Origin of the sequence: Streptomyces gottesmaniae (assembly GCF_031845845.1) — a bacterium.
GTDB lineage: Bacteria > Actinomycetota > Actinomycetes > Streptomycetales > Streptomycetaceae > Streptomyces > Streptomyces akebiae.
On record NZ_JAVRFJ010000036.1, the window covers coordinates 17067 to 30186 of the forward strand.

Below are 13120 nucleotides of genomic sequence, written 5' to 3' on the forward strand. Positions count from 1 at the left end.
CATGGGCAACCTTCTCGTTCGGGGCCGCATTCCCGGGTGCGAAATCCGCCGCCGGTTCGCCAATGCACCGGTTCACCGGTTCACCGGTGGGTTGGTGACCGGTTAGCTGTCGTCCGGTTCCGTCCGTCCCGCGGGCTCCGTCAGTCCCGCCGGCTCCGCCAGTCCTTCCAGTTCCGCCAGTTCCGCCCGCAGGTTCTCCCGCGCTCCGCGCTCCCACTCCCGCTGTCCGTGCGGTGTCCTGAACAGCCGCGGCAGGGCGAGGAGTTGGCGCAGGACAGCCGCCCGGCCCGCGCGGAACGCGTCGTCCGGGACGAAGCCGTACTCCTCCCGCACAGCGGCGGCGTAGGCGGCGTACGCGTCCGGCGGGGACGCCAGGATCGCGAGGTCCGCGTCGCACAGCACCTGCCCGTTCGGGTCGTCGTCGGCCGGATCGTGCGTGACGGTGAGGCGCACCAGCCGTGCCACCTCCGCCCTCCTCTCCTCCGGCACCCCCGCCTCCCGCAGCGCCCGCTCGGCGAGCCGCGCCGACCGCTCCTCGTTCTCCGACCGCTCCGGCAGATAGACCGCGTCGTGGAACCAGGCGGCCAGACGGACGAGGTCCGGGTCCGTCGCGTGGTCCTCCAGCACCTCGACACGGTCCAGCACCGCCGTGAGGTGGTCGAGGGTGTGGTACTTCCGCTGCGGCTCCGACCAGCGCTCGATCAGGGCGTCGGCGTACGGGAGCGGCGCGGGATCGCGGGCCCCGTCCCGGGCCGACAGCAGGGCGGGCAGCCAGCGGTGCCGAAGGACCGCACGGCGGCCCTCGTCGCCGCCGGGCGGATCGGGCGTGGTCTCGGGGTCGGGCATGTACGCATTGTGCCGTGGCCGTGCACTCGGCGCCCCGCTCCCCCTAGGGCGCTTCTGGCCTACGGTGGTTTCCATGACGACTGTGGCTGATACGCACGATGTACGGGACCCCGGACTCCCCGCGCGGCTGTTGGCCGGTGAGCGGGACACGCTGGTACCGCTGTTGCGGGCGAGGCCGGAGGGAGACTTCGGGGCGGCGACCTGTTGTCCGGGGTGGAGTGTGCGGGACGTGCTGGCGCACTGCTCGGCCGCGCTGTCGCGGGTGGTCGAGGGCCGGTTCGAGAAGGGTGTGTTCAGCCCGGAGTCGAACGACCGGGACATCGCCGAGCGGGGCGAGTGGTCCGTCGCGCGGATCGTCGACGAGCTGGAGCGGGGCATGACCGAAGCGGGCCCGGTCATCGCCGAGGCCGGTGGCACCTTGGACGGCGTCGCCTTCGGTGAGTGGGTGCACGCCGGTGACGTCCGCGAGGCGTGGGGCCTGCCCGAAGCGTACGGCGGCCCCCAACTGGGCCCCGCCGTGGAGCTGTTGACTCATCTGACCCGGGTGCGCGGCACCCGCCCGCTGCACGCCGACCTCGACGACACCGACACGCCCCTGCTGCTCGGCGCCCCGAGCGGCGACGCCCCGCCCGCCCGTTACATCGGCGACGCGCCCACGCTCGTACGCCTCTATTCGGGGCGTCGCCCACCGGCAGGTACGTCGTACGAGCTGGCGGGCGCCACCGAGGCCGAGCTGAACCTCTACGCGTGAGTGCCGGGGTCAGTCCCAGAGGGACTTGAACTTCGCCGCGTACACCCTTTACTGAGCCACGCGGATCTCCCGGGCCGCCGCCACGAAAGACGACCAGGCGGCGGCCTGGAACACGAGCACATCGCCGGTGGGGTTCTTGCTGTCGCGGACCGGGACGAGGCCGGGGAGGTCGTCGGCGACCTCGACGCACTCGTCGGAGGTGCCTGCGCTGTGGCTGGACTTGCGCCAGGAGAGCGCGGCGCCGATGAAGTCGCCGCCGACTTCGACGCATTCCGCGCTGGTGCCCCCGCTATAGCTGCTCTTGCGCCACGTCGCGGTCCTCAGGTCGAGTGCGGTGTGCATCCTCGTACTCCTCGGCCGCCTGCTCGATCAGGGCGAGGGACGCGCCAGGCGACAGCGCCGCACCCCCAAGCGGATCGTAGGTCAGCGTGAAGCGGGTCACCACAGTGGGCTCATCGAACAGGCGGCCGGTTTCGGCCGCCTGGGTGTACACCATGGGGGGCTCGTCGTTGAAGGCCATCAGCTTGAAGATGCCTCCCGTTCCGGCGTTCGCGGACGATGAGTTGGCGGCGCCGCATCATCGCCGCGATGTGCCGGAGTTGCTCCGCCATGACCGCCGGGCCGCCCACCGGGCGGCGTACGACCATCTCGTCCAGCACCGCCCAGTCCTTGATCGTGTGGGCCAGGCCCTCGAACTCCACCACGTCGGCGAAGTGGTGCTCGTAGGGCGACCTCCTCGCCGCCTCCAGGTTCCGCGTGAAGAACCCGTCCGCGCCCAGCACCTCGTCCGCCATCTTCGCGAACGGGCTGCATCCTGCGCGTCCCGACCTCAAGCATCCCGACATGCGCTCCGGTGATGAACAGCGCGGCCCCCAGCTCCTCCTGGGACATGCCCGCCCGTTCGCGCCGGTGGCGCATTCCGCGCCGTACATCGCGCGCGTGGACTGGGACGGGTCGATGGTCCTGGGCCTTCGGCATCGGGCAACTCCCTCTCGGGCGGACGGTCTTGTTGTCGCGCGCCGATTCGAGGGTAGATGCGGAGGGTGGTCGGACGCCTGCGAACGGTGACGGCCATGTCCAACAGTCCGGGTTGTTGTTAAATTGGACCTCAATTGGACTAGACCTGTTGTCGTCACGTGCAGCCCGAGGGAAGGGGCCCCATGACCACGCGCGCGCTTCTGGAGGTGATCGCCCTCGACGCCGAAGACGCCGTCGCCGCCCAGGCCGGAGGTGCCGACCGGCTGGAGCTGGTGGCGGACATGGCGGCCGACGGGCTCACCCCGACGGTCGCGACGTTCGTGGAGGTGCAGGCCGCGGTCGACATCCCCGTACGGGTCATGCTGCGGCTGGCGGACGGGTTCGCGGCGGGGCGGGTGGACGCGTTGGTGCGGGTCGCGTGCGACCTGCGGGCGGCCGGGGCCGAGGAGTTCGTGCTCGGGTTCCTCGGGGAGGACGGCGGGCCGGATCTGGACGCCGTGGAGCGGGTGGTCGCCGAGCTGGACGGGCGCTCGTGGACGTTCCACCGGGCGATCGACCGTGCCGCCGACCGGGACGCCCTGCGCAAGCAGCTCGCGGACCTGCCGGGGCTGGACACGTATCTGACGGCGGGGTCGGCGCAGGGGGTGGACGACGGTCTGCCGGTGCTGCTGGCGGAGGCCGCGAGACGCGGGGACCCCGGCTACACGCAACGCCTCATGATCGGCGGCGGCCTCCGCCTCGACCACATCCCCCGTCTGCGCGCCGCCCGCGTCGACGCGTTCCACATCGGCGGCGCGGCCCGCCCGAACGGCTGGACCGCGCCGGTCGCCGCCGAGGCCGTACGGGACTGGCGCGAGGCCCTGGACGCCCGCGTCGCCCGCGCGGGAGTGAGACCCCGGGGCGACTGACGCCGCGCGCCGGGGCCGTGGGCTCCTCGGTGGTCTGTCCGGGTCAGCGCGGGTCAGTCGGGGGCACCGGGAGCGCCGCCACCCGGTCCGCGTCGACGGCGGGTTCTTCTTCGACCTCGATGCCGTTCAGGTCGTCGTGCAACCGGGTCAGCAGGGGGAGCAGCTGGGTGCGGGTCATCTTGCGGACGCGTCCCTCGTGGGTCCAGGCGTCGACGGCCGAGGGGTCCAGGAGCACGATCTCCGGGGTCCAGTCGGAGCGGAAGCGGATGACGGCCCGCAGGAGCGTGGTCCACCTCAGGCGGTCGGGGTCGTGGAACCCGGGCAGGGGCGGGAAGCGGGGCGGCTGCCAGTCCGGCCCGTGGACCTGCCGCAACTCCTCGGCGCGCGCGGCCAGTTCACACTCGGCCGCCTCCCGGAAGTCGTCGTACTCCTGCCGGACGTCGTCCGTCTCCCGGTCGCCGTAGATGAGGACCAGTACGGACTCGGGGCGGCGCAGCCGCATCACCTCGGTCAGTTCCCACAGGGTGCCCTGGCTGGTGCCGGCCACCAGCAGCACCAGGCGGGCGTCGGTGATGAGGGAGGTGACGGTGGGCTGCCAGTCGTGGAGGGGGAGGTAGAGGCGGCGGGAGCCGGCGAGGGGGAGCGCCTCGTCGGGTTCCCCCACGGCGAGCGGACGGCCGAAGGCGCTGAACGTCCGGCACACACCCTCCTCCAGGGTGAGCGAACTGCCGCTCACGAGCGAGCCGCCCACCCCCATCCAACGGCTGAACGCGTGCCGCATCAGGGTGCCGGTGGCATCCTCGGCGAAGGGGCGCAGGTAGAGGACGTACGGCTCCCGCCGGGCCTCCTCCATCGTCCTGACCACCCGGACGTGATGGCGCCGCCCGTGCCGCCGCATACGCAGCCCGACCACCAGCGACAGCGCACCCCAGAGGCCGATGCCCGCGACGACCGCCACGTTCTGCATCATGGGCCCGATGCCGTCGACCGGGATGAAGACGGTGTGGACCCGTTTGGCGGCCAGGATCACCATCAGCCCGCCCCAGACCGTCCCCGCCAGGCCCACGAGCCGCAACGCGCAGCCGAGCAGGGGGCGCTGGCGTCGGCGAGGTGTTCCGAAGGGAGTGTGATCAGTCATGCGGAACAACAGATCCGAGGCCGGTCGCGCCGCGCAATCGAACAGCGAGATCACGGAGCCGGATTCGCTCTTTCGTGGCACGCGACGGCCCGTACCGGTGGGGATCCGGCGCGGCGGACATGATGGGCGGATGGCAGACCTCCACCACTCCCTGTGGAACGCAGACGTCGCCCCCGACAGCTACACGCCCGCCAACACCCCTTATCTGGGCGTGCTCTTCGAGCAGTACAAGCTCTGTGTGGAGACGGCCGACCGCGTCAGCGCCCGGCGAGGCGCTGCCAACACCTTCTTCCTGTCGCTCAACAGCGCCATCGCCACGGCCATGGTCGGCGGGCTGGGACCGCGTCCTGGCCGGGTGTCGGTGTGGCTGCTCCTCGCCGGTCTGCTGATCCTCGTCGGGCAGTGTGCGGCCTGGTACCTGATGGTCCGTTCCTACCGCCAGCTGAACACCGCGAAGTGGGCGGTCATCGGCGCGTTCGAGAAGCGGCTGCCCGCCTACGCCTACTCACGCGCCGAATGGACCGAGCTGGGGGAGGGCGAGGACTGGCGCCGGTATGTGCCGCTGACCCGGCTGGAACAGTGGGTGCCGCCCCTGTTCGTGGCCGCCTACCTGGTGGGGTTCCTCGCGCTGGCGTGGGCGCCGTAGCCCCGCCCCGCCGTCAGGCGTTCGGGTCGAAGGAGATCCCCGACGGCATGGCCTTCGTGAGGTTCGAGGCGAAACTTCCGTCCTTGAGGCCGAAGTTGGCGCTGCCGAAGTCGTAGGAGACGAGGATGTCGCGGATGCCGGCCGGGTAGCCGTTCCAGCCGACGAGTGGCGGGTACTGCCAGGTGCCCTCGTGGTTCTCCGGCGGCTCGTCGTTCGAGCCCGCGAGGCGGAAGCAGTGCGTCCGGATGCCGTCCTTGTGGTAGACGATCTTCGGGTGGGTGCCGTCCCAGCGCACCGAGGACGCGGCGTGCACGGTGAAGCCGCCGTGGTTGGAGGTCGAGACGTACTGGGCCGTGCCGTTCTGCACCCAGACCACGACGTGCTCCCAGTCGTGCCGGTGGCCGCCGATGCTGCTGCCCGCGAGCGCCTGGTCCTTCTCGAAGTAGAGGTCGTACATGATCGCGCACCAGCCGTTGTCGCACTTGTAGCGCGAGTAGCCGTTGGTGTTGTCCAGGTCGGACTGGTCGCGGCAGTTGCCGTTCAGTGAACCGGTGGGCTTCAGGCCGCCGTTGACCGTGCCCGTCGGACCGATCGCGGGAGTCGAGTAACAGCCGTCCGTGTCGTAGTCGTACGCCGGCTGCCACGTCTTCTCCAACGTCTCCGCGTTGGCGGGCAGTGCGGCGGGCGGAGCCGCGTACGCACTGCCGGCGACGCCGACCACCAGCGTGACGGTGGCGCCGAGCACCACGGCGGATCTGCGGAAACGACGCGAAGTGCGGGTGCGCGAACCTGTCTTCACTGCGACCTCCTGAGGCCCGCCGGGGGATGGCATGCGCAGGTCAGATTGACGCTACTCGCGGGTAGTGCACAAGGGTCCGGAGGTGTCGGAGTGATGACGAATCAATCATGGTGAGGAACCCGTGAGTTGGATCCGTCGCGACCGATGGATACGGACCCGCCACATCACAGGTAGATATCCGCCACGTAGTTGTTGTGTGCGAAGTCGCCGCGAAGGGCGCCCGGACGATCATCGAGCGCTCACGCGCGGGCATAGTGGTCTCCGCCCCAGACAAGCGGGGGCATGACAAGTTTCATCACACGGGGACGGGCTCCATGCCATTCATACGCCGCCGCGGCCTCACGGCCGCTGCCGCCGTGATCGCCGCGGTCATGGTCACTACCACCGCCTGCAGCAAGACCGAGGAGAGCGGGGCCAAGGCCTCCGACTCCACCACCGCCCAGGCGGACGCGGGCGACAACATCGACACCGGCGAGAACGAGAGCGGCGGTGACACGACCGTCGGCGGCTTCAAGCTCCCGGAGGGCGTGCCCACCGAGCTCGACGGTGACGCGCTGCGGAAGTGGAAGGACGGTGGCTGGCAGGACTTCAGCAGCGACTGGGCCTCCAAGGCGGAGGACTTCGCCAACCCGTACATCGAGAACTTCTGGACGCCGGAGCGCATCGCCGAGGCCGAGGAGAACCTGCCGGACCTGCCCGCGATCGCCGAGGCGGGCAACACCGCCACCGGTTCGAGCAAGACCACCCAGGTCTGGCTGCCCGACGGCAAGGTCAAGAAGCAGCAGGCCAGTAGGGTCAAGGCGACCTACCACAAGTACGCGCCCCCGGTCGGCAAGCTCTTCTTCACCACGCCCCAGGGGTCGAGCGTCTGCTCCGCCGCCGTCGTGAAGGACCCGGCGCACCCGGGCAAGTCCAACCTCGTGTGGACCGCCGGGCACTGTGTGCACGCGGGCAAGGGCGGCGGCTGGTACCGCAACATCGCCTTCGTCCCGTCCTTCAACAACACGGGCAAGCTGAACATCGGCCAGGCGTCGGCCAACTACCGCGCCGGCAACGTCTCCCCGTACGGCGTCGCCTGGGCCGACTGGGCCACCACCTCCGGCACCTGGATCAAGGGCGGTGCCGCGAGCAAGGGCACCGTGGCCGCCGCCTACGACTACGCGGTACTGCACGTGAAGCCGGAGAAGGGCGCCAAGTCCCTGGAGGAGCGCCTCGGTTCGGCCCTGCCGGTGTGGTTCAACGCCCCCGCCGCCAACAAGGTCAAGAACATGAAGGTGCGCGGCTACCCGGCCGAGGCCCCGTACGACGGCTCGAAGATGTACCACTGCCAGGGCGCCACCAAGCGCTTCGTCCTCGGCTACGGCTACCCGAGCGACTACCCGGCCCAGTACATGGTCGGCTGCACCATGAACGGCGGCGCCTCCGGCGGCCCCTGGTTCATGTCCCACAAGGGCCGCACCTACCTGGTCTCCAACAACTCCCTCAGCGACCGCTCGACGTTCATCACCGGGCCCCGGCTCGGCAAGAACGCCAAGCAGGTCTACCTGGCGACCAGCAACAAGTTCAAGTAGGCGGAACACCCGCCCGAGCGGCCCCCGGTGACCTCGGTCGCCGGGGGCCGTCTCGCACGGCGAGCACGTCCGGTGACGCCCATCCGGGTGGCCGTCGGTCGCCCGCCGCCGGACGTGACGTCGCGGGAGTGGGCGAGGCGTGTCCGGGCGGCCATCATCTCCCTCATGACCGGGCCGACCGGACTTGCCGGGCTGGCCGAGCCGACAGGTTGGCAGGCCCGGCCGGCGAACCCGACCAGTGGTTGAAAGGGAGTCACCAGCCATGTCACTCGTTCGTGTCCACAACTTCTCCATCTCGCTCGACGGCTTCGGCACCGGTGAGGGCCTGAGCCGCGACGAGCCGTTCGGCCACGCCGGTGAGCGGTTGCACGAGTGGATGTTCGCCACCCGGTGGTGGAAGGAGGCGACCGGCGGGTCCGGCGGGACCGCCGGCCTCGACGACGCCTTCGCACGGAAGTTCCAACCCGGGGTCGGGGCCGAGATCATGGGCGCCGGGAAGTTCGGCTACCCCGGATGGGACGAGGACCCGGAGTGGAAGGGGTGGTGGGGGCCCAACCCGCCCTTCCACACCCCGACCTTCGTCCTGACCCACCACCCCCGGCCGTCGATCGAGATGGAGGGCGGCACGACCTTCCACTTCCTCGACGCCTCACCCGCCGAGGCGCTGGAGGCCGCCCGCGAGGCCGCGGGCGGCCAGGACGTACGCATCGGCGGTGGGGTCACCGTGGTCCGGGACTTCTTCGCCGCCGGGCTCATCGACCACATGCACGTCGTGGTGGCCCCCCTCCTGCTCGGCCGGGGCGAACGCCTCTGGGACGGGCTGGAGGGTCTGGAGAAGGACTACGAGGTCGAGGCCGTCTCCTCGCCCAGCGGGGTCACGCACCTGACGTTCAGCCGACGCTAGCCGAGCTCCGGCGGCAGCGGGGCCGCGTGGGTGACGATCAGTCCCGACACCGCCCGGGTGAGGGTCACGTAGAGGCGGCGCAGGCCGGTCCGTTCGTCGGGCTCGCCGTCGACGATCGCGCGCGGCTCGTCCAACACCACGTAGTCGTACTCCAGACCCTTGGCGAGCGACGCCGGTACGAGGGTGAGGCGCGTGACGTGCGTGGTCTCCTCGCCCGGCGCGAGATGGCCGATCCCGGCCGCCGCGAGCGCCTCGGCGAGCGCGGGCACCCGGGCGTCGGCGGCGATGAGCCCCACCGACCCCTCGTTGCGGAGCAACTCCTCGCAGGCGGCGACCACCCGGGAGTCGTCGGCGCTCTGCCGTACCTCGAAGAAGCCCGGGTTCTCCCGGACGGACGCGACCGGCGTCAGACCGGGCGCGATGTGCGGCAGGAGCCGGGAGGCGTAGGCGATGACGTCGGTCGGGACGCGGAAACCGGCCGTCAGCTCCTCCACGTGGGCCTCCGCCTTGCCCAGGTGCGCCAGCGCCTCCTGCCAACTCCGCGTCGCCCACGGGGTCGTGCCCTGCGCGAGGTCACCGAGGACCGTCGCGGAACCGGTGGTGCAGCGGCGGCCCACCGCCCGGTACTGCATGGGGGAGAGGTCCTGCGCCTCGTCGAGGACCACGTGCCCCAGCGAGTGCGTCCGCTGCACGAGGTCGGTGGCCTCGTCGATCAGCACGGCGTCGGCCGCCGACCACTTCACCGACTTCACGCTCCGCGCCGGCTTCGCCCACAGGATCGTCTTCCGCTCCTCCTCGGTCAGGATCCCGTCCGCGTGCTCGGCGAGGAAGTCCGCGTCGGAGAGGAGACGCATGACGAGCTTCGCCGGCTCGACGGGCGGCCAGATCGCCTTGACGGCCGCCTTCACGGCCGCGTTGCGGGCCACCGCGTCCTGCACGCGGTCGTCGGGCGCCTCACCGGAGCGCTCCATCTGCACCAGCACGGCGTGCGCGATCCGCTGCGGCAGGGCGTCGCGGGCGGCCCCGTAGCGAATGTCCCGGTCCAGCAACTCCCGCACGATGTCTTCGAGTTCGTACGCCGGTACGCGCCAGCGACGCGACCCCCGGACGACCACGACCGGCTCGGTGGGCAGCGTGACGTGCGACCGTACGGCCCGCCGGAGCACCTCGGCCATCCGGGCGTCGCCCTTCACGACGGCCGCCGCCGCGTCGTCCGTGCCCCGCACCTCGACGTGGGCGACGAGGTCGTCGACGGTCGCCTGCTTGACCTCCAACTCGCCCAGCGCGGGCAGCACCTGCTCGATGTAGTGGAGGAAGGAGCGGTTCGGCCCGATGACGAGGGTGCCGGTGCGGGACAGGCGCTCGCGGTGGGCGTACAGGAGGTAGGCGACCCGGTGCAGGCCGACGGCGGTCTTCCCCGTGCCGGGGCCGCCCTGGACGCAGAGGGAGCCGGCGAGGTCGGAGCGGACGATCTCGTCCTGCTCCGGCTGGATCGTCGCCACGATGTCCCGCATCGGGCCGACACGCGGCCGCTCGATCTCCTGCTGCAGCAGCTTGCTGGTGGTGGCCGCCTCGGCGGGGTCGGTGAGGTGCTCGTCCTCGTACGCGGTGAGGTCACCGCCGGTGTACCCGAAGCGGCGCCGCAGCCCCACGTCCATGGGGTCGGTCCTGGACGCCCGGTAGAAGGGCTGCGACACGGGGGCGCGCCAGTCGATGACCATCGGGTCGCCGTCCGCGTCGTGCACATGTCGGCGCCCGATGTGCAGTGTCTGATAAGCGGCCTCCGGCCGCGGGCGCTCCCCCTCCGCGCCCTCCGCCCGGTCCGCGCCGGGGGCGTGGAGGTAGTCGAGCCGGCCGAAGAAGAGGGGGGTGTGGCTGAGGTCCGCGAGGGCCTTGATCCGCTCCTCGATCTGGCGGGACAGCACCTCCGCGTTCACCCAGTTCGCGGTGACGTCCTTGATGTCCAGCGCCTCCACGTCCTCCCGCATGGCCCGCAGCGCGGCACGGGAGGCGGCGAGATGGGAGCGCTCACGGGAGAGCGGGTCGGTGGGGGCGGCGGGGCCGGCGGGGTCGGCGGTGGGCTGCGCGGACAAGGGGGTGCCTCCGGGGGCCTGCGGGAGCTGGGGGTACGCCTGACGGCGGTGACCGACCGGTTTCCGTCCGGGCGGTGGCGCTCCACGGACGGGAGGCGGGCAAGAGCGGAGAGTTTAGGTGAGGTGCGCGGGAGGATGCCAACGGATTTCTCCGCCGTACCCCTAGGGGGTCCGTACACCGCCGGTACTAGGGGTGGGCTGAACCTGAGAGGGAGTAGAGGGCCCGGCGCACTCACTCCGCAGACCGACGCAATCCAGAGGCGGACGTTCCACCATGGAGACATGAGTGCAGCGACCTTCATCCCAGCATCGGCCTCCGGCCGACCCGGTCCGCCGCCCGGCGCGACCGGCCTCGACGACCACCACAACCGTCACCGCCTCGCCGACGCCCTGCGCGCCGTCAAGGTCTTCGCGAGCACCGCGTTCGGCGTGGTCATCCTCGGCGAGTACGCGGAGGAAGCGGGCGTACGCCGCCGGTGAACTCCGGCCCCTCACGCGTGGCCCGCCGATCACCCCTGCTTCAACGCCTCAACCGCCGTTCACCGCCCGCCTCCAGGGCCCGACGACGTGGTTCCCGCTGCCCGCACTCAAGGCGGCCTCCGTCCTCGGCGCCCCTGCCCGGGACCGGTGACCGAGAACGGTCACCGGTCACCGGTCACCGGTTGTGGACTCAGCCCTCCGCCAGCAGCTCGTCCGCGTCCATGATCCGGTAGGCGTAGCCCTGTTCGGCGAGGAAGCGCTGGCGGTGGGCGGCGAAGTCCTGGTCGATGGTGTCGCGGGCGACCACGGAGTAGAAGTGGGCCTTGTGGCCGTCGGCCTTGGGACGCAGGACGCGACCGAGGCGCTGGGCCTCCTCCTGACGGGAGCCGAAGGTGCCGGAGACCTGGATGGCGACCGTGGCCTCCGGCAGGTCGATGGAGAAGTTCGCGACCTTCGACACCACCAGGACGTTGATCTCGCCCTGCCGGAACGCTTCGAAGAGCTTCTCGCGCTGGGCGTTGCTGGTCTCGCCCTTGATCACGGGCGCGTCCAGATGGGCGCCCAGTTCGTCGAGCTGATCGATGTACTGCCCGATGACGAGGATCTGCTGACCGGCGAAGCGGCGGACGATCGCCTCGGCCACCTTCCGCTTGGTCGCGGTGGTGGAACAGAAGCGGTACTTCTCCTCCTGCTCGGCGGTGGCGTAGGCGAGCCGCTCGGAGTCGGTCAGGTTCACCCGGACCTCGACGCAGTCGGCGGGCGCGATGTAGCCCTGCGCCTCGATCTCCTTCCAGGGCGCGTCGAACCGCTTGGGCCCGATGAGGGAGAACACGTCCGACTCGCGCCCGTCCTCCCGGACCAGCGTCGCCGTCAGCCCCAGCCGCCGACGGGCCTGGAGGTCGGCGGTGAACTTGAAGACCGGCGCGGGCAGCAGGTGCACCTCGTCGTAGACGATGAGGCCCCAGTCACGGGAGTCGAAGAGCTCCAGGTGCGGATAGACGCCCTTCCGCCGGGTCGTCAGCACCTGATAGGTGGCGATGGTGACGGGGCGGATCTCCTTGCGCGTCCCGCTGTACTCGCCGATCTCCTCCTCGGTCAGCGACGTCCGCTTCACCAACTCGTGCTTCCACTGCCGCGCGGAGACGGTGTTGGTGACGAGGATGAGGGTGGTCGACTTGGCCTGGGCCATGGACCCGGCGCCGACGAGGGTCTTTCCGGCGCCACAGGGCAGTACGACGACCCCGCTGCCGCCGTGCCAGAAGTTCTCCACCGCCTGCTTCTGGTAGGGACGCAGCGCCCAGCCGTCCTCGGCCAGCTCGATCGGGTGCGCCTCACCGTCCACGTACCCGGCGAGGTCCTCGGCGGGCCAGCCCAGCTTCAGCAGGGTCTGCTTGATCTGCCCGCGCTCGGAGGGGTGCACGGCGACGGTGTCGGGGTCGATCCGCGCCCCGATGAGCGGAGCGACCTTCTTCGACCGCAGGATCTCCTCCAGCACCGGCCGGTCGGTGGTGGTCAGGACGAGACCGTGGGTCGGGTGCTTGGAGAGCGTGAGCCGGCCGTAGCGGTCCATCGTCTCGGCGACGTCCACGAGCAGCGCGTGCGGCACCGGGTAGCGGCTGTACTGCACCAGCGCGTCGACGACCTGCTCGGCGTCGTGGCCGGCGGCGCGCGCGTTCCACAGCCCGAGCGGCGTCACCCGGTAGGTGTGGATGTGCTCCGGCGCCCGCTCCAGCTCGGCGAAGGGCGCGATGGCCCGACGGCACTCGTCCGCCTGCTCGTGGTCGACCTCCAGGAGCAGCGTTTTGTCGGACTGGACGATGAGGGGACCGGGACCGTTCACGCGTGACACCTTTCGATTCGGCCAAACGTCCAGTGTGCCTGATCGTCGGGGATCCGCGGGGCGTCCGGCCGTGCGAAACTCCTTCCCCCACCACCACCGTCACCGCCGGTCCTATTGGATGTCTATTCATTCCGATGAGTGGCTGGAATTCAGATTTGCGGCCACG

Annotated in this window: 12 protein-coding genes and 1 pseudogene; 6 read left to right on the top strand and 7 right to left on the bottom strand. The window is 70.9% G+C overall.

The annotated features are described in order from the left end of the window. Positions 1–102: 102 nt before the first annotated feature. Positions 103–846, bottom strand: a complete 744-nt coding sequence (locus RM704_RS32880; protein ID WP_052145901.1) for an HD domain-containing protein — start codon at positions 844–846, stop codon at positions 103–105. Positions 847–919: 73 nt separating this feature from the next. On the opposite strand from RM704_RS32880, the gene RM704_RS32885 reads away from it, so the two are divergent. Next, positions 920–1597: a maleylpyruvate isomerase family mycothiol-dependent enzyme gene (locus tag RM704_RS32885; RefSeq protein WP_033525943.1), complete on the top strand. Its 678-nt coding sequence runs from the start codon at positions 920–922 to the stop codon at positions 1595–1597. Between the two features lie 48 nt (positions 1598–1645). Here RM704_RS32885 and RM704_RS32890 read toward each other — a convergent pair whose 3' ends face one another. Next, complete coding sequence (locus RM704_RS32890; RefSeq protein ID WP_033525942.1) at positions 1646–1939, bottom strand: DUF397 domain-containing protein; 294 nt, start codon at positions 1937–1939, stop codon at positions 1646–1648. Further along, positions 1887–2529, bottom strand: a pseudogene (locus tag RM704_RS32895) (Scr1 family TA system antitoxin-like transcriptional regulator). Before RM704_RS32895 ends, RM704_RS32890 begins: the two are co-directional and overlap by 53 nt. Before the next feature lie 228 nt (positions 2530–2757). Here RM704_RS32895 and RM704_RS32900 point away from each other — a divergent pair. Then, entirely contained in the window at positions 2758–3483 is a 726-nt protein-coding gene (locus RM704_RS32900; RefSeq protein ID WP_033525941.1) for a copper homeostasis protein CutC, read from the top strand. Between the two features lie 43 nt (positions 3484–3526). On the opposite strand, the gene RM704_RS32905 is transcribed toward RM704_RS32900, so the two are convergent. After that, positions 3527–4621 carry a hypothetical protein gene (locus RM704_RS32905; RefSeq protein WP_157856662.1) on the bottom strand — a complete coding sequence of 365 codons (1095 nt, stop codon included), beginning with the start codon at positions 4619–4621 and terminating at the stop codon, positions 3527–3529. 130 nt (positions 4622–4751) lie between these two features. Between RM704_RS32905 and RM704_RS32910 the strand changes: the two genes are divergently transcribed. Continuing rightward, positions 4752–5267, top strand: a complete 516-nt coding sequence (locus RM704_RS32910; RefSeq protein ID WP_033525940.1) for a RipA family octameric membrane protein — start codon at positions 4752–4754, stop codon at positions 5265–5267. 13 nt (positions 5268–5280) lie between these two features. Here the strand turns inward: RM704_RS32910 and RM704_RS32915 are convergent, their stop codons facing one another. Then, positions 5281–6066, bottom strand: coding sequence for an NPP1 family protein (locus RM704_RS32915; protein WP_033525939.1), 786 nt, complete (start codon positions 6064–6066; stop codon positions 5281–5283). Between the two features lie 314 nt (positions 6067–6380). Here RM704_RS32915 and RM704_RS32920 point away from each other — a divergent pair, with 314 nt between their 5' ends. After that, positions 6381–7637 (top strand): trypsin-like serine peptidase, encoded by a 1257-nt coding sequence (locus RM704_RS32920; RefSeq protein ID WP_033525938.1) that lies wholly within the window; start codon positions 6381–6383, stop codon positions 7635–7637. A gap of 262 nt (positions 7638–7899) precedes the next feature. After that, a complete protein-coding gene (locus RM704_RS32925; protein WP_033525937.1) occupies positions 7900–8541 on the top strand; it encodes a dihydrofolate reductase family protein in 642 nt (213 codons plus the stop codon). Here RM704_RS32925 and RM704_RS32930 read toward each other — a convergent pair. After that, a complete protein-coding gene (locus tag RM704_RS32930) occupies positions 8538–10634 on the bottom strand; it encodes a HelD family protein (RefSeq protein ID WP_033525936.1) in 2097 nt (698 codons plus the stop codon). The genes RM704_RS32925 and RM704_RS32930 overlap by 4 nt on opposite strands. Before the next feature lie 282 nt (positions 10635–10916). Between RM704_RS32930 and RM704_RS32935 the strand changes: the two genes are divergently transcribed. Next, the gene (locus RM704_RS32935; protein WP_033525935.1) at positions 10917–11114 is read left to right on the top strand and encodes a hypothetical protein; all 198 of its coding nucleotides are present in this window, start codon (positions 10917–10919) and stop codon (positions 11112–11114) included. A gap of 190 nt (positions 11115–11304) precedes the next feature. On the opposite strand, the gene RM704_RS32940 is transcribed toward RM704_RS32935, so the two are convergent. Continuing rightward, complete coding sequence (locus RM704_RS32940) at positions 11305–12954, bottom strand: DNA repair helicase XPB (RefSeq protein WP_033525934.1); 1650 nt, start codon at positions 12952–12954, stop codon at positions 11305–11307. Between the last annotated feature and the right edge of the window lie 166 nt (positions 12955–13120).

What these genes read in the sequence shown, in the direction of transcription:
- RM704_RS32880 (WP_052145901.1), bottom strand. Translation starts at nt 846, where the DNA reads ATGCCCGACCCCGAGACCACGCCCGATCCGCCCGGCGGCGACGAGGGC.
- RM704_RS32885 (WP_033525943.1), top strand. Translation starts at nt 920, where the DNA reads ATGACGACTGTGGCTGATACGCACGATGTACGGGACCCCGGACTCCCC.
- RM704_RS32890 (WP_033525942.1), bottom strand. Translation starts at nt 1,939, where the DNA reads ATGCACACCGCACTCGACCTGAGGACCGCGACGTGGCGCAAGAGCAGC.
- RM704_RS32900 (WP_033525941.1), top strand. Translation starts at nt 2,758, where the DNA reads ATGACCACGCGCGCGCTTCTGGAGGTGATCGCCCTCGACGCCGAAGAC.
- RM704_RS32905 (WP_157856662.1), bottom strand. Translation starts at nt 4,621, where the DNA reads ATGACTGATCACACTCCCTTCGGAACACCTCGCCGACGCCAGCGCCCC.
- RM704_RS32910 (WP_033525940.1), top strand. Translation starts at nt 4,752, where the DNA reads ATGGCAGACCTCCACCACTCCCTGTGGAACGCAGACGTCGCCCCCGAC.
- RM704_RS32920 (WP_033525938.1), top strand. Translation starts at nt 6,381, where the DNA reads ATGCCATTCATACGCCGCCGCGGCCTCACGGCCGCTGCCGCCGTGATC.
- RM704_RS32925 (WP_033525937.1), top strand. Translation starts at nt 7,900, where the DNA reads ATGTCACTCGTTCGTGTCCACAACTTCTCCATCTCGCTCGACGGCTTC.
- RM704_RS32935 (WP_033525935.1), top strand. Translation starts at nt 10,917, where the DNA reads ATGAGTGCAGCGACCTTCATCCCAGCATCGGCCTCCGGCCGACCCGGT.